14 protein-coding genes and 1 pseudogene are annotated in these 17,905 nt (G+C 68.2%); 8 read left to right on the top strand and 7 right to left on the bottom strand.

What is annotated here, in order from left to right; genetic code table 11:
• Positions 1 to 44 precede the first annotated feature (44 nt).
• Both cseB and cseC read left to right on the top strand, forming a co-directional pair.
• On the top strand, positions 45 to 761 hold the full coding sequence (gene cseB / locus ACFYO0_RS34215) for a two-component system response regulator CseB (protein WP_388683935.1): 717 nt from the start codon (positions 45 to 47) through the stop codon (positions 759 to 761).
• A 70-nt stretch (positions 762 to 831) separates the two neighbouring features.
• A complete protein-coding gene (gene cseC, locus ACFYO0_RS34210) occupies positions 832 to 2,142 on the top strand; it encodes a two-component system sensor histidine kinase CseC (RefSeq protein ID WP_388683933.1) in 1,311 nt (436 codons plus the stop codon).
• Between the two features lie 280 nt (positions 2,143 to 2,422).
• On the opposite strand, the gene ACFYO0_RS34205 is transcribed toward cseC, so the two are convergent.
• Positions 2,423 to 4,000, bottom strand: a complete 1,578-nt coding sequence (locus ACFYO0_RS34205; protein ID WP_388683932.1) for an MDR family MFS transporter — start codon at positions 3,998 to 4,000, stop codon at positions 2,423 to 2,425.
• Positions 4,001 to 4,175: 175 nt separating this feature from the next.
• Here ACFYO0_RS34205 and ACFYO0_RS34200 point away from each other — a divergent pair, with 175 nt between their 5' ends.
• Entirely contained in the window at positions 4,176 to 4,754 is a 579-nt protein-coding gene (locus tag ACFYO0_RS34200; RefSeq protein WP_388683930.1) for a TetR/AcrR family transcriptional regulator, read from the top strand.
• A 23-nt stretch (positions 4,755 to 4,777) separates the two neighbouring features.
• Here the strand turns inward: ACFYO0_RS34200 and ACFYO0_RS34195 are convergent, their stop codons facing one another.
• The 3 genes from ACFYO0_RS34195 to ACFYO0_RS34185 form a co-directional block, all read right to left on the bottom strand.
• Positions 4,778 to 5,497, bottom strand: coding sequence for a M23 family metallopeptidase (locus ACFYO0_RS34195; protein ID WP_388683928.1), 720 nt, complete (start codon positions 5,495 to 5,497; stop codon positions 4,778 to 4,780).
• Positions 5,498 to 6,131: 634 nt separating this feature from the next.
• On the bottom strand, positions 6,132 to 6,509 hold the full coding sequence (locus ACFYO0_RS34190; protein WP_388683925.1) for a hypothetical protein: 378 nt from the start codon (positions 6,507 to 6,509) through the stop codon (positions 6,132 to 6,134).
• 61 nt (positions 6,510 to 6,570) lie between these two features.
• Complete coding sequence (locus ACFYO0_RS34185) at positions 6,571 to 6,981, bottom strand: ATP-binding protein (RefSeq protein WP_388683924.1); 411 nt, start codon at positions 6,979 to 6,981, stop codon at positions 6,571 to 6,573.
• Positions 6,982 to 7,307: 326 nt separating this feature from the next.
• Here ACFYO0_RS34185 and ACFYO0_RS34180 point away from each other — a divergent pair, with 326 nt between their 5' ends.
• Positions 7,308 to 8,195: a helix-turn-helix domain-containing protein gene (locus ACFYO0_RS34180; protein ID WP_388683921.1), complete on the top strand. Its 888-nt coding sequence runs from the start codon at positions 7,308 to 7,310 to the stop codon at positions 8,193 to 8,195.
• A gap of 11 nt (positions 8,196 to 8,206) precedes the next feature.
• Positions 8,207 to 8,401 carry a DUF397 domain-containing protein gene (locus ACFYO0_RS34175; protein ID WP_388683919.1) on the top strand — a complete coding sequence of 65 codons (195 nt, stop codon included), beginning with the start codon at positions 8,207 to 8,209 and terminating at the stop codon, positions 8,399 to 8,401.
• A 146-nt stretch (positions 8,402 to 8,547) separates the two neighbouring features.
• Here ACFYO0_RS34175 and ACFYO0_RS34170 read toward each other — a convergent pair whose 3' ends face one another.
• Complete coding sequence (locus ACFYO0_RS34170) at positions 8,548 to 9,027, bottom strand: helix-turn-helix domain-containing protein (protein WP_388683916.1); 480 nt, start codon at positions 9,025 to 9,027, stop codon at positions 8,548 to 8,550.
• A 192-nt stretch (positions 9,028 to 9,219) separates the two neighbouring features.
• On the opposite strand from ACFYO0_RS34170, the pseudogene ACFYO0_RS34165 reads away from it, so the two are divergent.
• Positions 9,220 to 9,558, top strand: a pseudogene (locus tag ACFYO0_RS34165) (STAS domain-containing protein); the annotation flags it as partial.
• 80 nt (positions 9,559 to 9,638) lie between these two features.
• Here the strand turns inward: ACFYO0_RS34165 and ACFYO0_RS34160 are convergent.
• The gene (locus tag ACFYO0_RS34160) at positions 9,639 to 11,141 is read right to left on the bottom strand and encodes a carboxylesterase/lipase family protein (protein WP_388683913.1); all 1,503 of its coding nucleotides are present in this window, start codon (positions 11,139 to 11,141) and stop codon (positions 9,639 to 9,641) included.
• A gap of 118 nt (positions 11,142 to 11,259) precedes the next feature.
• Between ACFYO0_RS34160 and ACFYO0_RS34155 the strand changes: the two genes are divergently transcribed.
• Positions 11,260 to 14,382, top strand: coding sequence for an NACHT domain-containing protein (locus ACFYO0_RS34155; RefSeq protein ID WP_388683911.1), 3,123 nt, complete (start codon positions 11,260 to 11,262; stop codon positions 14,380 to 14,382).
• 160 nt (positions 14,383 to 14,542) lie between these two features.
• Positions 14,543 to 15,184 (top strand): HAD family acid phosphatase, encoded by a 642-nt coding sequence (locus ACFYO0_RS34150; protein ID WP_388683909.1) that lies wholly within the window; start codon positions 14,543 to 14,545, stop codon positions 15,182 to 15,184.
• Between the two features lie 113 nt (positions 15,185 to 15,297).
• On the opposite strand, the gene ACFYO0_RS34145 is transcribed toward ACFYO0_RS34150, so the two are convergent.
• Positions 15,298 to 17,823: an ATP-dependent Clp protease ATP-binding subunit gene (locus ACFYO0_RS34145; RefSeq protein WP_388683908.1), complete on the bottom strand. Its 2,526-nt coding sequence runs from the start codon at positions 17,821 to 17,823 to the stop codon at positions 15,298 to 15,300.
• Positions 17,824 to 17,905: the final 82 nt, after the last annotated feature.

Raw genomic sequence — 17,905 nt, 5'->3', positions numbered from 1 at the left:
GACCATGACCCGGCAACTGACAGACGGAGAACTGAGAGCACCGGATGGCAGAGCAGACCCACGTCCTGTTCGTCGAGGACGACGACGTCATCCGCGAGGCCACCCAGCTCGCGCTGGAGCGGGACGGCTTCGTGGTCACCGCCGCGCCCGACGGGCTGGCCGGCCTGGAGGCGTTCCGTGCGGACCAGCCCGACATCGCGCTCCTCGATGTGATGGTGCCGGGTCTGGACGGCGTCTCCCTGTGCCGCAGAATCCGTGACGAGTCCACTGTCCCGGTGATCATGCTGTCGGCCCGTGCCGACTCCATCGATGTCGTCCTGGGCCTGGAGGCGGGCGCCGACGACTACGTGACGAAGCCCTTCGACGGGGCCGTCCTGGTCGCCCGGATCCGCGCGGTGCTGCGGCGCTTCGGGCATGCGAGCGGGCAGCGGGCCGCCGCCGAGGCCGAGCGTTCCTCGTCCGTGGACGGCGGTGTGCTGTCGTTCGGTGACGGCGATCTGGAGATCGACACGGAGGGCATGGAGGTCCGCAGGGGCGGTACGCCGGTGGCGCTGACGCCCACCGAGATGCGGCTGCTCCTGGAGTTCTCGTCCGCGCCGGGTACGGTCCTGTCGCGCGACAAGCTGCTTGAGCGGGTGTGGGACTACGGCTGGGGCGGCGACACCCGCGTCGTCGACGTCCATGTGCAGCGGCTGCGTACGAAGATCGGCCAGGACCGGATCGAGACGGTCCGCGGTTTCGGCTACAAGTTGAAGGCCTGACCGGATCATGCGGGGGACGAGCAAGAGTCCGAGCCGGAATCCGGAACGCCGCCGGAGGTTCATCCAGCCGATGCAGCGTACGGGTCTGCGCACCGGCCTCAGATGGAAGCTCAGTGCGGCCATCACCGCGGTCGGGGCGCTGGTGGCCCTCACCTTGAGCGTGGTCGTGCACAACGCCGCCCGGTACTCGATGCTCTCCAACGCGCGCGATCTGGCGGACGAGCGCGTGCAGATCGCTCAGCGGAACTACGAGACGTCCGGGCGGGCCAACTTCCCCGGTATCAAGATCGACGATCCGGACCTGCCGAAGGACCTGCTGGCGAAGGCCACGGCAGGCCGACGGGCGACGTACGTGGCGGACGGCACCAGCGGGGTGCCCGACATCTGGGCCGCCGTGCCGCTCAAGGACGGCCGGATCCTGTCGCTGCACACCGGGTTCACCTACCGCAGCGCCGCCGTGCTGGACGACCTCGACGAGGCGCTGCTCATCGGTTCGATCGCGGTCGTCTTCGGCGGCTGCGCGCTCGGCGTGCTCATCGGCGGCCAGCTCTCCGGGCGACTGCGCAAGGCGGCCACGGCGGCACGGCAGGTCGCGCGGGGCGAGACGGATGTACGGGTTCGGGACGCCATCGGCGGAGTCGTACGCGACGAGACGGATGACCTCGCGCGGGCCGTGGACGCGATGGCGGACGCGCTCAGCCAGCGCCTCGAAGCCGAGCGCCGGGTGACCGCCGATATCGCTCACGAGCTGCGTACGCCGGTGACCGGGCTGCTCACGGCGGCCGAGCTGCTGCCGCCCGGGCGGCCGACGGAACTCGTACGGGACCGGGCGCAGGCGATGCGTACGCTCGTCGAGGACGTCCTGGAGGTGGCGCGGCTGGACAGCGCGTCCGAGCGGGCCGAGTTGCAGGACATCATGCTGGGCGAGTTCGTGAGCCGGCGGGTGGCGGCGCGGGACGCGGGCATCAAGGTGCTGGTGGTGCACGAGTCGCGGGTCACCACCGATCCGCGCCGCCTGGAGCGGGTCCTCATCAACCTGCTGGTCAACGCGGCCAAGCACGGCAGGCCGCCCATCGAGGTCACGGTGGAGGGCCGGGTCATCCGCGTACGCGACCACGGCCCCGGCTTCCCCGAGGAGCTGCTCGCCGACGGGCCGAGCCGCTTTCGGACCGGGAGCAAGGACCGTGCGGGGCACGGCCACGGCCTTGGCCTGACCATCGCGGCAGGCCAGGCGCGCGTACTCGGCGCGCGGCTCACCTTCCGCAACGTACGCCCCGTGGGTGTTCGGGAGGACGTGCCCGCGGAAGGTGCGGTGGCGGTGCTGTGGCTGCCGGAGCACGCGCCGACGAATACGGGGAGCTATCCGATGCTGCCGGAGTAGGGCTGGGCGACATCGGCGAAGTCCGGTGCGGTATCGCGCGCCGTAAGGGGCGCGGGGCGCGGGGCTGTGCCATACCCAGTGCATGACGTGGCACCCCCACCCCGGTACAGGGGATCCGCCCCTGGACCCCGCGGGGGGACCAGCCCCCGAAACGGGTCCGGGGCGAAGCCCTGAAGGGGGGCCTGGGGGCACAGCCCTCAGCGGCGCTCCGGGGCCTGGCCCGCGGGATGGGACGGGTAGGGGGCGGCGAGGGCGAGACAAACCCGCCGAAGGCCCACGCTCAGACCCGCTCCGCAACCGCCCCCTTGGACGGAACGTCCCCAACGTCCTCCCCCGCCTGCTGCGCCGCCCCCTTCAGCGGCACCTCCTTCACAAACACCGCCGCCACGAGAGAGACAACGGCCACGACCGCCCCCAGCAGGAACGCCGAATGCGTGCCAGAGGACACCGCGTGCTTGTACGCCTCCTGAGCCGCCTCCGGCAGCCTCGCCATACTCGCCGCATCCAACTGCGCCGACCGCTCGGTGACCGCGGACCCGAGAGCCCCGGCCCGCTCGGCCATCACATCCTGGACCCGGCTGTTGAACAGCGCCCCCATGATCGCGACCCCGAAGGACGCCCCGAGCGTACGGAACAGGGTGGTGGAGGAGGACGCGACGCCCATGTCCTTCATCTCGACGCTGTTCTGCGAGACCAGCATGGTGATCTGCATCAGACACCCCATGCCCGCACCAAGGACCGCCATATACACACCGGAGGTGACCCGCGACGTATCCGTGTCCATCTGCGCGAGCAGGAACAGTCCGACGACCATCAGCACACTGCCCACGACCGGAAACACCTTGTACCGCCCGGTGTTCGTGGTGACCCGCCCCGCGACCATCGACACGACGAGCATCGCCCCGAGCATCGGCAGCAACAGCAATCCGGAATTGGTCGCGGACGCCCCCTGCACGGACTGCTGATACAGCGGCAGGAACAGCGTGGCCCCGAACATCACGAACCCGGTGACGAAGCCGATCACCGACATCAGCGAGAAGTTACGGCTGCGGAAGATGTGCAGCGGCATCACCGGCTCGGCGGCCCTGGTCTGCACGAACACGAAGCCCACCAGCGCCGCGACCCCGATCGCGATCAGCTCCATGATCACGGCGGAGTCCCAGGCGTACTCGGTGCCACCCCACGTGGTGACGAGCACGATCGCCGTGATGCCCACGGCCAGCAGCCCGGCCCCCAGGTAGTCGATCCGCGCCTGCGCCCGCTTCTTGGGCAGATGCAGTACGGCACTGATGGCGAGGAGCGCCACGGCGCCGAGCGGCAGGTTGATGTAGAAGGACCAGCGCCAGCCCCAGTGGTCGGTGATGGTGCCCCCGACGAGCGGCCCGCCGATCATGGCGAGCGCCATGACACCGGCCATCATGCCCTGGTACTTGCCGCGCTCCCGGGGCGGTATCAGATCGCCGATGATCGCCATGACGCCGACCATCAGCCCACCGGCACCGAGCCCCTGAACGGCCCGGAACCCGATCAACTGCCCCATGTCCTGGGCCATACCACTCAAAGCCGACCCGATCAGGAAGAGCACGATCGAGGTCATGAAGACGCCCTTGCGCCCGTACATGTCGCCGAGCTTGCCCCAGATCGGGGTGGAGGCGGCGGTCGCGAGCGTGTACGCGGTGACGACCCACGACAGATGCTCGAGTCCGCCCAGTTCGCCGACGATCGTCGGCATGGCGGTCCCGATGATCATGTTGTCGAGCATCGCGAGCAGCATCGCGATCATCAGCGCGAGCAGGACGACGCGTACGCTCCGGGGTTGCCTTCCCCCGCTGTCCACCACTGCCTCGGCGTCCGCCATTGTCCCCACTCCCCTGATGCCGCCCCGCCACTTACTTGCCGCCCGGCAAGTTGACTACACTCGGAAACGTAGGTCCGTAACTAGCCGGGCGTCAAGTAAGTTTTTCTTCACCCGCTTCTTCGCTCCCGTAGGAAGCGACTACGCAGCCCGACCACGAAGCCGAGGAGCAGCCACGATGGGCGCCAGCAGGCAGCAACGCGGACACACCCGCCAGCGCATCCAGGATGTGGCCCTCGAACTCTTCGCCGAGCAGGGCTACGAGAAGACGTCCCTGCGCGAGATCGCGGAGCGGCTGAACGTCACGAAGGCGGCGCTCTACTACCACTTCAGGACCAAGGAAGACATCCTCATCAGCCTCTTCCAGGATCTGACGAAGCCGATGGACGAGCTGATCGAGTGGGGCAAACAGCAGCCGCGCACCCTGGAGACGAAGCGCGAGATCCTCAGCCGCTACAGCGAGGCACTCACCGACGCGGCCCCCCTGTTCCGCTTCATGCAGGAGAACCAGGGAACCGTGCGTGAGCTGCGCTCCGGCGAGGACTTCAAGGACCGCATGCTCCGCATGGTGGACCTGCTCAGGGAGCCGGACGCCACGATGACCGACCAGGTCCGCTGCGTCACGGCCCTGTTCTCCATGCACGCCGGAATGTTCGCCCTCAGGGACATCGAAGGCGACCCCGAGGAGAAGCGCAAGGCCGTCCTCGAGGTCGCCATGGAGCTGATCACCCGTGCCAACACCCGTGAAGAGTCCTGACGGTCCGTTGCTGCTTACGGCCCTTAAAGGGTGACGCCCTTGGCGCGCAGGAAGCGTACGGGGTCTATCGCGGAGCCGTAGTCGGCGGACGTACGGATCTCGAAGTGCAGGTGCGGACCGCTGGAGTTGCCGGTGTTGCCGGAGAGCGCGATCTGCTGACCCGTTCCGACGATCTGGCCGACCTTCACCTGGACGCGCGACAGGTGGGCGTACTGCGAGTAGGTCCCGTTGCCGTGCTGGATGACGACGGCGTTGCCGTACGCGGGGCCGTCACCGGCGCCGTTGCCGCCCGCCTTGACGACGGTGCCGCCGTGGGTGGCGTAGACCTTGCTGCCGGAGGCGACGGCGAAGTCCTGGCCGGAGTGGGTGGAGTTCCACATGTTGCCGGCCTGGGCGAAGCTGGCGGAGAGCTTGTACTTCTTGACCGGGTCGACCCAGGAAGGCTTCGGCGCCTTCTTGACCGCGGCTGCCTTCTGAGCCGCCGCCTTCTTCGCGCTCTCGGCAGCCTTGGCCTGGGCGGCGACCTCGGCCTTCGACGCGGCCCTGGACTGCGCGGCGGCCTGCTCCCGCACGGAGGAGGCAGCAGCACCCTGCACCGCCCCGGTGCTCGCCTCATTACCGGCGGCAACCGCGACCCCGGCCCCCAGCGCGACCGACACCCCCAGCCCGGCGGCCATGACAGCCGCCCGGGCACGGAGCGGGGACGTACCGAGAACGTGGGACTTGGTGATGCGCAGCGACATGGGGACTACCTCCGGGGGGGACGGGCACGAACACACCCGACGCGCTGTCGATGCGCCGGGCGAGGTCCCTTGGTAACCCGTGGTGCCGGTGTCCCACAAAGAGCCCATCTACGACTCGAAGTCGTACTTGACTCTGAAACTTCCCCCTTCTTGACACGAAAGCCGTCCCGTATTGGATCCTCCGTGTTTCCTAGTGAAAGTCTGGTTTAACCCCACTTCACAGCCGTTCGCTTACGCCCTGGACCCACTCCCCCAAGCCGAACCGGGCCGCCCTCCAAGCACCCCTCGACCCACTGACCCAAAGGTCCGTTTTGCCCCGCAACACGTCACCACTACTCGCCCTAGTACCGGACAAATCGCCTGTGCGTCATGTCACCGGCCGACAAGATCCAGACGCCTCGGGATGTGACGCGCACTACGCGGTCACGGGTCCCGACCAGGTGCGGTGCCGTACCCGAAGACCGTCACCCCACCCGTTGCCGCAGCCGTCCGTAACCAGCCAGAGGTCACCGCGACGGGCGGAGCATCTTCGGTGACGTGAACCTGGTGTACGTCGGCTCCAACGGCAGGTCCGCACCGGTGCCGAAGTCGAGCACCCTCTGGTACGCCGGACCCATCGCGCTCACCGAGGCGTTCAGCCGGGCCGGCGTGGTGCTCGGCCACCGTCCGACGCCGCCACCGCGTAGCCGTGCTCCACCAGCCACTGCTCGGTCTCGCCCCGGTTCGCCACCGGGACACCCTCGGGCACCGCCTCGGCCAGGAAGTACCCGTGGCTGTGGAGCACCAGCGTCCCGTTCCAGCGGGTGGGCATCTCCACGCGGTACGCCGCCCCGTCGATCTCACCCGTGTACGTCTTCCGCCCACCGACAGCGGCGGACGCCTCCGCCGACGCGCCCGCGCCCGGTACTCCGACCACCAGACCGGCCACTAATCCCGCCAGGGCCGCACCCACCAGTCCCACGCGGGCCGTGCGCTGCCGCCACCGACCCACTCTTCTCCTCCGATCACTCATCCTTGTCTCCTCCCGTCGTTGACCGGCGTACGCGAGGAAAGACTGCGCACCGAGCGAGTTCTCATCGGCGCCTACGGCTGCCCGCGTCCTGCGGCGGAACATTCAGCTGGAACCACACACCCTTGCCCTGCTCGGTGGGCGTCACCCCGCACCCGTCCGACAGCGCGGTGACGAGGAACAGCCCCCGCCCGCCGTCATCTCCAACAGACGCCCGACGGGGCGAAGGCAGCCGTGTACTTCCGTCGTACACAGCAACCCGGACGTGAGTCGCCTCGACGGCCGCTCTGAGGTGTACGTCGCCCTCAGCGTGCCGGTGCACATTGGTCACCAGCTCGGAGGTGCAGAGGGCAGCGGTATCGGCAAGGCCGCCCAGCCCCAGGGTCTCCAGCGTGTAGCGCACGAAGTCCCGGCAGACCTTGGGCGAGGTCACGACGGCAGGAGTGACCAGGGTGTAGGTGAGCGGAAGTTCCATGGCTGACGCCTCCAAGGCGGCCTGACGCTGAACGCAGGAATCTGGATGTTGAACTGCCTCGTCGACCGACGCCGGTCGCGGTGGCTCTGCCGCCCCATGGGCGCAACCCCGCCCGGAACGGGGCCGCGGATCAGCGGTGCACTTCCGCGACACGGCGTGCGTGTACGCATACGTCGACGGCGAGGCTTCCGACATCACTGCGTGAGCGTCGCCGCACTCAACGTAGCGAATGTGGGGTTACTTGTTCAACCTGAACTTCCACCTTGCTGGACCATGCGCCCCCACCCCCGGCAAACTGATCCCCACCTCATCGAGGAGAGACCGCGTTGGCTTTGCGTACCCGTCCCACCGCCCGGCAACTACGACTGGGCGCCGAACTCAAGAAGTTGCGCGAGCAGGCCGGGATGACCCTGAACGAGGCCGGAGCCGTCATTGGGATGGGTCGCGTGCACCTCACCCACGTCGAGAGTGGCCGGACTCCCCTCGCATCCGACCGTATGCGTACCCTCTGCACGACCTACGGGGTCACTAGTTCAACCCGCGTCGAGAGTCTTGTGAGCCTGGCCGAAGCCAGCGGCAAGGGCTGGTGGAGTTCCTACCGGGACCAACTTCCTGCCTCAGCCCTCGACTTGGCCGAGCTGGAGGAAGCCTCGACCGAGCTCCGCTCTTACGAGTCGCTGTTCCTACCCGGGTTGTTCCAGGTGTCGGCGTACACCCGCTCCATCTTCGAGGCGAGCGATGCCGTGCGCACCACAGCCGAGATCGAAGAGGCGGTGCACTTCCGCCAGGAACGTCAACGCATCCTCACCGCCGACCAGCCGGCTCACCTTCACGCCGTGATCCACGAAGCCGCGCTCCACATGCGCTTCGGCGGCACAGAGGTCATGCGCGAGCAATTGCTGAGGCTCGTCGAACTGGCCGAACTCCCGCACGTGACCATCCAGTTCGTACCCTTCACCGCAGTCGCGGTCTCGGCGCTGACCACGCCGTTCTGCCACATCGCGTCGCACGGCGGCGAGCTGGAGACCGTACTCATGGAGCACCCCGCACAGTCGATGTTTCTGCACGGCGCCGACGAAGTCACGAAGTACCGCCGCCAGTTCGACCGTCTCAGCACCGCGGCCCTCCCACCCATCGACGCCACGGTGATCCCGGTCAGGCACGCGGTCAAGGACTCACTCAGCCTCGTACAACACATCCTGTACACCCTCTAGGGAGCACCAGCATGTCCGCCCTCGACTGGCAGAAGTCATCCTTCAGCGGCGACCAGGCCAACTGCCTCTACGTCGCCGCCACCCCCACCGGCACCGTCCACCTACGCGAAAGCGACACCCCCGACACCGTCCTCACCACCACCCCCACCACCTTGGCCGCCCTCATACGAACACTGGCCCGAACCTCACACGTTCGGGTGACATGAAACGGTTCGCCCCCGCGTAACGATCACCGTGCGCAAGCCTCGCCCCATGCACAAGAACACCGAGGCCCTGCTGCTGCACAGGATGGCCCGCAACTGGCCGGAGCCGCTTGCCCAACAGCCTGTTGGGCAATTGCCGCGGGGCAACATCACGGCCTTGCTTCACCAGATCGTTCGGACGCCGCCGCATCGCCCACCGCCGTCAGCCCCGCCACCTGCTCCGCCACCGCCCCGATCTTCGCAAGCCGGGCCAGCGTGGGCCTCGACAGGACCTCCCCGATGTCGTGCAGGGCCACGATCAGCTCGTCGACACCGTCCAGGGGCGCGTCCTTGCCCGCGTACAGGAGGATCCCGCGGTACTCCTCGGGCGAGATGGTCCGGCCCGGCAGTTCGATCTGGTCCGCTTCCGCGAGGAACAGCGCGGGGACCGAGGTGTCCAGGGCCAGGGCGATGGCGGTCAGCTCGGCTGCCGTGAAGGCGCGGCGGCCCCGTTCGGCCTGGTGGACGGCCTGGCGGCTCCAGGGGCGGTCGAGGTACTGGCCCATCGCCTCGCCAAGTTCCGTCAGCGACAGCCGTCGTGCCTCCCTGAAGCGCGCGATCTGCTTTCCGATGGCCTCTTCGACCCGCACCCGTGCTCCTCGCGTCATCCCCCACAATCCGCTACGTCACTCTCCATGATGACAGCGAAAGCCCACCATTGACAAGCCTCATCGACCGCTCTACTGTAGCTCTAGGCAACTCGCTGTCATTCCATGGAATGACAGCACAATGACGGCACAGTGCCGACTCAAGACGACCCAACGCCGACACGGGAGACCGACGTGCGCGACTTACACCTGAACTCCATCACCGCCGGCGGCAGCTGCGCCGTCCTCCAGGTCTCCGGCGAGATCGACGTCTATACGGCTCCCACGCTGCGCGAAGGCATCATCGACCTCCTCGACAAGGACGTCGTCCACGTCATCACGGACATGCGGAACGTGGATTTCCTGGACTCGACCGGCCTGGGCGCCCTCGTCGGCAGCCTCAAGCGGCTGCGCACCCGCGAGGGCTCGCTCAGGCTCGTGATCGACAGCGACCGCATCCACCGCATCTTCCGGATCACCGGACTCGACCGTGTCTTCGCCATCCACGCCTCGCTCCAGGAGGCGATCACTGCCGACGGACACTGGCGAGCGGCCGTGGAAGGCGGCGGCCACCGCATCGAAGAGTGGTGCCGACAGCACGAGTTGCTCCCGGACTAGCCCCCGAGCGGCAACGCCCCGAACACATGCCCCCGCCAAACTCCTCGCGACCCCTCCTCCGGATACGCCGCCACAGCCGGACTCGTATCGAAGAGCTGGACGAGCCGCTGTTCCAGGTCGTACGCGGGCCAGCCGGGCCCGTCGCCCGACGCGAAGCCCGTCCACGCGGAGCGGAAGCGCGCGGACAGGTCCTCCGCCTCCGGAGGTGGTGTCTCGCCCAGCAGCATCGCGGGCAGACCCCCGCCCAGGTTGCCGAACACCAGCGGCACATCCAGCCCATGGCAGGCGCCGAGCCCTCCGCCCATGCCCGGCGCGGCCCACGTCAGCTCGTAGAAGTGCGCACGTCCGCCCGCCCCGACCTGCGCCTCGGCCAGCTGTAGCGACGGCATACGGAACAGCCAGTCGGAGTTGACGAGTTCGTACAGTTCCTCGGGGCCGGCGTCCGGGAACGCGGCGCGATACGCATCCTCCCTGCCGGGAGCGAACACCTCCAGCGCCACCGCCGCCTGTTCCTTCGTCACCTCACCGATCATCCCGCCGAGCGCCATGAAGAGGCGGTACTCGTCACGCGTGTGCCCGACGACGAGCTCGACCTCCCGCCCGGCCCCGGCGGCCAGCGCCTGCCACGGATCGGCCGGCAGAACATCTCCGTCGACGACCGGCGCGAGCGGAACCGACGTATGCGCGACCGGGCCCCACCGCTTCAGGGACCGGCGCATGGAAGCACCCACCGCATCCCCCGCCGCGGGCAGCCGATTCGGCGCCACCGAGCCGAAATCGGCCACGGTCGGCCGTAGCCCCAGCTCATCGGCGAAAGCACCGGCGAAATCGGCCGCGAGCTCGGCCGAGAAGAACGTACCGGGCACACTCTGCGCCACAGCCCGCCGAAAGAGCCCGGCCGCGCGCGGCATCGCCAGAAGCGCGGCGACCGATCCGGCCCCCGCCGACTCGCCGAACACCGTCACCCGGTCCGGATCACCGCCGAACGACCGGATGTTCTCGCGCACCCACTCCAGCGCGGCGATCTGGTCGAGCAGCCCCCGGTTGGCCGGCGCCCCCTCAATGAGCCCGAACCCCTCAATCCCCACCCGGTAGTTGAGCGTCACCACGACCACACCCTCGCGCGCCAGGCGCCCGCCGTCGTACTCGGGCAGACTGGCCATCCCGATGGTGTACGCACCCCCGTACAGCCACACCATCACCGGCAGCCCGGCGCCCGAACCGGGGTCGGGCGTCCACACGTTGAGCGTCAGCCAGTCGTCACCGGTGTCCTGGGACAGCGCGTCCATCCCGAACGCCGACGCCTGCGGAGGCGGCGGCCCGTACGCCACAGCCTTCCGTACGCCGTCCCAGCCCCGTACGGCCCGTGGCGCCCCGAACCGCAGTGCACCAATGGGCGGCTGAGCGAAGGGAATCCCGCGGAACACCGCAAGCCCCGGCTCCCCTTCCCCTCGCAACACCCCTGCTGTCGTACGGACTTCGGGTTCGTCGGCGCTCACTGCGGCTCCCTCTGAAGGCAGGTCGGACACCGCGGATCCTCCCGCGACCGTGCCTCCGATGCCAATGCGTTTACCAGCTACGCTGATCGCCCACTCGCCATGCCCTCGGGGGAGAGACATGGAACCAGCGTCCATAGGTGTCCGGTTGGCGTCGAGCGTGATCAGCCCGCTCGTCAGAAGGCTTTTCGTCACGGAGGGGCCGGGAGCGGCCCTGGTCGACAAGTCCGTACGCATCTCGGCATACGTCTCCTTCACCGGCGAGAAACGGTCCCTGACCGAGAAGGACGTCACCAAACTCGCCGCCGAGCTGGTCAAGCGGGCCCTGAAGAGTGGCGAACGCCCCCTCCCCGCCGACGAGGAACAGGCCGTGGTCCACGCCCTGTCCGGCACCCTCCATGCCCTCGGCGACCTCACCATGACCGACGTACAAGCAGTGGAGCTCGGCCACTCGGGCCTCGCCCTCCACCTGCGCCAGGCCGCCGGGAACCCCGACCGTGACCTCGCCTTCGACTCGGCGCTCTTCTACGAGCGGCTCCTCGACACGGCCTGCCTGCACATCCTGCACTTCTTCACGCAGCGGTCGGCCTTCGTACCCCGCACGCTCGTCGAGCAGACCCGTCGCCAGGCCGAACTCCTCGCGAAGATGGACGAGTTGATCGCCCGAACACCGCTCCCCGGCAGCGCGGACGAGACCTTCGAACGGCGCTACCTCGCGTACGTCGCGACCAGGCACAGCCAACTCACCATCTACGGCCTTGACCTGGCCAACTCCCCTAACCGCTGGCCCCTCGACGCCGCCTACTTCACGCTCCAGGCCCTGCGCCCCACCGACGACCAGGAGCCGGAAGGCGGCGGCTACATCGCCTCGACCGGCAGCCCGCTCCCCGCCGAAGAGGCCTTCGCCGACCACGACTTGGTCCTGTTGCGCGGGGTTGCGGGCTCGGGCAAGACGACCCTGGTGCAGTGGCTCGCCGTGACGGCGGCGCGGGGTGAGCGCGGCGACCGCGTCCCCTTCGTACTGCCTCTGCGTACGCTCGTCCGTCGCGCCGACGGACTGCCCGCGCCCGCCGACTTCCTGGCCGCCACCCGCGTCCCGTTCCACGGCGTGGCCCCGGACGGCTGGCCGGACCGGGTGCTGACAGCGGGTCACGGACTGCTGCTCGTCGACGGAATCGACGAGATCCCGGAGTCAGACCGCGAGCGCACCCGCCGCTGGCTGCGCGACCTGATCGACGCCTACCCGGGCAACCAGTGGCTGGTCACCTCGCGCCCCTCGGCCGTACGCGAGGACTGGCTCGCCGCGGACGGCTTCACCGAACTGGCGCTCTCGCCGATGAGCCCCACCGACGTGGCCGCGTTCATCGAGCGCTGGCACACGGCGGCCCGCATCGATGCCCCGGACCCGGAACGCCTCACCGCATACGAGACCTCCCTCCTGGAGGCCGTACGCACCAAGCAGGACCTGGGCCAACTCGCCACCAACCCCCTGATGTGCGGCCTGATCTGCGCCCTGCACCGCGACCGGCGCGGCTATCTCCCGCACGGGCGGCAGGAGTTGTACGACGCCGCCCTCTCCATGCTCCTCGCGCGCCGCGACCAGGAGCGCGACATGCTCCCCGAGTCGCCTCAGGACGGCATCCGGCTCACCGAACTCCCCCAGATCCAGCTCCTCCAGCGCCTGGCCTACTGGCTGATCCGCAACAACCGGCTGGAGATGGACCGCGAACGCGCCGAACGCATCATCGCCGACGCCCTGCCGTCCCTGCCCGCTGTGGCAAGCCAGGGGGACGCCTCCGCGATCTACCGCTATCTCCTCATACGCAGCGGACTCCTGCGCGAACCCGCCCTCGGTACCGTCGAGTTCGTCCACCGCACCTTCCAGGACTACCTCGGCGCGAAGGCGGCGGTGGAGGACGGCGACTTCGGGCTCCTGGTCCGCAACGCGCCCGATTCCCAGTGGTCGGACGTGATCCGCATGGCGGTGGCCCATGCGCGGCCTCGCGAACGGGCCGCGTTTCTGAGCGACTTGCTCTCCTCCATCCAACACGTCGACCGCACCGCGCGCACCCGCATCCGCCTCCTCGCCGTGGCCTGCCTCGAACAGGCTACGGAACTCGACCCGGCTGTCCGGGCAGACGTCGAGGAGCAGGCGGCCACGCTCATCCCGCCGCGCACGACACGGGAGGCCCGGGAGCTGGCCTACTCAGGCCCGCTCGCCCTGGAGCTTCTGCCCGGCCCGGAGGGCCTGTCCGACGCGGAGGCGAGAGCCGTGGTGGTCACGGCGTCCCTGATCGACAGGGACGCGGCCATCCCTGTCCTGGCACGTTTCCGCAATCACTCGTCGCTGCCGGTGCGCGCTCAACTCACCTGGGCCTGGGACCGGTTCGACACCGAGCGGTACGCCGCCGACGTCATCGCCCATCTCCCCGCCGACGACCTCTACTTCACTGCCGCCTCGGCCGCCCATCTCCGCGTCCTGCACGCTCTCGGGGGCCGTCCCCGCCTCCAGCTCGTCGGGGACATAGAGGAGGCCGAGCTGAGCACCTGGCTCGCACATGACGAGACGCGCATGCTCGTCATGCGGGAGAACCACAAGCTGGGCAGTCTGGGCTGCCTCTCAGCGCTGCGCAGGCTCATTCATCTGGACATACGTGACAGTCCGGAGGTGGAGAGCCTCGCGCCCTTGGCCGAAATACCTTTGCCATGGTTGTCGCTGGCCCTCATGCCAGGTTTGGAAAAGCCGGATGTGCTGGCACCGCTTTCGGCCTCGGCCACCCTGCGCAAGCTCGACATCGGCGTGCCGCTCCATAGCGAGTCCGTCGATGCCGCACTCCCGGACCTGCCGCTGGAGTATCTGCGATTCACCAGGAGCGCCCTTCGGTTCACCGGACTGCGCGGCTTGCACCGTATCCGTTCTGTGAAGGTGCTGAGCCTGGGAAACCTCTCCGCGCCACTCACCCCCGAGGGCTACGAAGAGGTCGCGATGCTCCCCGAACTGGAGGAATTGCGGCTCAACCTGACCGCGGTGCCCTGGACCGAAGGACCCGCCCTTCCTGGGGTCAGGCGGCTGCGGCTCAACCAATTCACCGGAAACGAAGATCTCTCGGCGCTGCCGGCTCTGTTTCCAGGGTTGCATTCGGTCGAATTCTTCCTCGCGCCGCAGGCAACCGAAGTGCCGGAGCACACCCTGCAACTCTTCCCGGGCATGCACAAGGTCGCGAAGACGCACTCCGTCATCTAGCCCAACTCCACTTGGGCACCTTACAGTTACCAGCCGGTAATGCCTTCGCCTCCCTGTGGCCTCACACGGCCGTGACGATGCAGCGCGACCCCTGCACCTCGGTCGTCCCGCAGTTGTCCCTCAGTGCTCCGACGCGACTCAGACGCGAGAGGAACCCCCCATGACAGGAAGAAGCTGGAAACGCCTCATCGGCGTGACCGCCGCCGCCACGGCCGTCACGGCGGCTCTGGTCTCACCGGCCGCCGCCGCGAGCCCGGCAGCGGCCCCCGCCGCGGCACCGGCCGCAGCCACCACCGCCGCCGCGGCGGACGTCGGCTACGACACCTGGCAGAAGGACTGCCAGGCGGTGATGGACCAGGTGCTGCCCTATCTGAAGCAGCGGATCGCGAACACCAAGCCGGGCGAGAAGCAGGCGATCGTCTTCGACATCGACAACACCACGCTGGAGACCGACTTCGGCTTCAGCTACCCGTCCCCGGCCAACGCACCCGTTCTCGAAGTCGCCAAGTACGCCCAGGACCATGGCGTCGCCCTGTTCTTCGTGACCGCACGTCCGGACATCATCGGCTCCGTGACCGACTACAACCTCAAGCACGTCGGCTACAAGGTCTCCGGGCTCTATGTCCGCAACTTCGGCGATCTCTTCAGGGACAAGGCCGAGTACAAGACCGCCAAGCGCGTGGAGATCGAGGCCAAGGGCTACACGATCATCGCGAACATAGGCAACACCCCCACCGACCTCTCCGGCGGCCACGCGGAGAAGACGTACAAGCTGCCGGACTACGACGGCCAGCTGTCGTAAGGCACGCCCACTGGGAACCACATGGGGAGCCACCCCCATCGGGCACGCGAAAGGGGGCCGGTGCTTTTCAGCACCGGCCCCCTTTCGCGGCTTTCGGCTCAACCCCCGAAGGGTCAGGCCTCCTTGCTCAGGTTGGGACCAGCCCCACCAGCGGCCTGCTCGATCGGCGGGACGTCCGGCAGCGCCGACTTCTCCTCACCGCGGAAGGTGAAGGTCTTGGTCTCGCCCTCTCCCTCCGTGTCGACGACCACGATGTGGCCGGGACGCAGCTCGCCGAAGAGGATCTTCTCCGACAGGCTGTCCTCGACCTCACGCTGGATCGTGCGACGCAGCGGACGCGCGCCGAGCACGGGGTCGTAACCCTTCTTGGCCAGCAGCTCCTTCGCGGACTGGGAGAGCTCGATGCCCATGTCCCGGTCCTTGAGGCGCTCGTCGACCTTGCCGATCATCAGGTCGACGATCGCGAGGATGTCGGCCTGGGTCAGCTGCGGGAAGACGACGACGTCGTCGACACGGTTGAGGAACTCGGGACGGAAGTGCTGCTTCAGCTCGTCCGAGACCTTGTTCTTCATCCGCTCGTAGTTGGACTTCGTGTCGCCCTGGGCCGCGAAGCCGAGGTTGAAGCCCTTGGAGATGTCCCGGGTGCCGAGGTTGGTCGTCATGATGATGACCGTGTTCTTGAAGTCCACGACCCGGCCCTGGGAGTCGGTCAGGCGACCGTCCTCCAGGATCTGCAGCAGCGAGTTGAAGATGTCCGGGTGGGCCTTCTCGACCTCGTCGAACAGGACGACCGAGAACGGCTTGCGGCGGACCTTCTCCGTGAGCTGACCGCCCTCTTCGTAGCCCACGTAACCGGGGGGCGAACCGAAGAGACGGGAGACCGTGTGCTTCTCGCTGAACTCCGACATGTCGAGGGAGATCAGCGCGTCCTCGTCACCGAAGAGGAACTCGGCGAGCGCCTTGGACAGCTCGGTCTTACCGACACCGGACGGACCGGCGAAGATGAACGAACCACCGGGACGCTTCGGGTCCTTCAGACCGGCACGCGTACGACGGATCGCCTTCGAAAGCGCCTTGACGGCGTCCTTCTGGCCGATGACCCGCTTGTGGAGCTCGTCCTCCATGCGCAGCAGGCGGCTCGACTCCTCCTCGGTCAGCTTGAAGACCGGGATGCCGGTGGCGGTCGCGAGGACCTCGGCGATCAGCTCGCCGTCGACCTCGGCCACGACGTCCATGTCGCCGGCCTTCCACTCCTTCTCCCGCTTGGCCTTGGCGGCCAGGAGCTGCTTCTCCTTGTCACGGAGAGAGGCGGCCTTCTCGAAGTCCTGCGAGTCGATCGCGGACTCCTTGTCGCGGCGCACGCCCGCGATCTTCTCGTCGAACTCGCGGAGGTCCGGCGGCGCGGTCATCCGGCGGATACGCATCCGGGAGCCGGCCTCGTCGATCAGGTCGATCGCCTTGTCCGGCAGGAAGCGGTCCGAGATGTACCGGTCGGCCAGCGTCGCGGCCTGGACGAGGGCCTCGTCGGTGATCGAGACGCGGTGGTGCGCCTCGTACCGGTCGCGCAGGCCCTTGAGGATCTCGATGGTGTGCGGCAGCGACGGCTCCGCGACCTGGATGGGCTGGAAGCGGCGCTCGAGCGCGGCGTCCTTCTCCAGGTGCTTGCGGTACTCGTCGAGCGTGGTGGCACCGATGGTCTGGAGCTCACCGCGGGCCAGCATCGGCTTCAGGATCGAAGCGGCGTCGATGGCGCCCTCGGCGGCACCCGCACCGACCAGCGTGTGCAGCTCGTCGATGAACAGGATGATGTCGCCGCGGGTGCGGATCTCCTTGAGCACCTTCTTCAGGCGCTCCTCGAAGTCACCGCGGTAACGGGAGCCGGCGACCAGCGCGCCCAGGTCCAGGGTGTAGAGGTGCTTGTCCTTGAGGGTCTCGGGCACCTCGCCCTTGACGATGGCCTGCGCCAGGCCCTCGACGACAGCGGTCTTGCCGACGCCGGGCTCGCCGATGAGCACGGGGTTGTTCTTCGTACGACGGGACAGCACCTGCATGACCCGCTCGATCTCCTTCTCGCGCCCGATGACCGGGTCGAGCTTGGACTCACGAGCGGCCTGGGTGAGGTTCCGGCCGAACTGGTCGAGGACCAGGGACGTCGAGGGGGTGCCCTCGGCAGGCCCACCTGCGGCGGCGGTCTCCTTGCCCTGGTAGCCGGAGAGCAGCTGGATGACCTGCTGCCGCACCCGGTTGAGATCAGCGCCCAGCTTGACCAGGACCTGGGCTGCGACGCCCTCGCCCTCACGGATCAGGCCGAGCAGGATGTGCTCCGTGCCGATGTAGTTGTGGCCCAGCTGAAGGGCCTCGCGGAGCGACAGCTCCAGGACCTTCTTGGCACGGGGGGTGAAGGGAATGTGCCCGGACGGAGCCTGCTGCCCCTGCCCGATGATCTCCTCCACCTGCTGGCGGACCGCCTCGAGCGAAATCCCGAGGCTCTCCAGGGCCTTAGCGGCGACACCCTCACCCTCATGGATCAGGCCCAGGAGGATGTGCTCGGTGCCGATGTAGTTGTGGTTGAGCATCCGGGCTTCTTCCTGAGCCAGGACGACAACCCGCCGCGCGCGGTCGGTGAACCTCTCGAACATCGTTAATCGCTCCTCAGAGCGGTCAGGCAGTAAGGGGACGCTCCCCTCCCTGTCCTTCCGCAGCTTAGTCCCGCAAGCGGGG

The sequence above is a fragment of the Streptomyces sp. NPDC006365 genome, from assembly GCF_042870755.1.
Taxonomy (GTDB): domain Bacteria; phylum Actinomycetota; class Actinomycetes; order Streptomycetales; family Streptomycetaceae; genus Streptomyces; species Streptomyces xiangluensis.
This window is presented reverse-complemented; position numbering and strand designations above follow the sequence as displayed.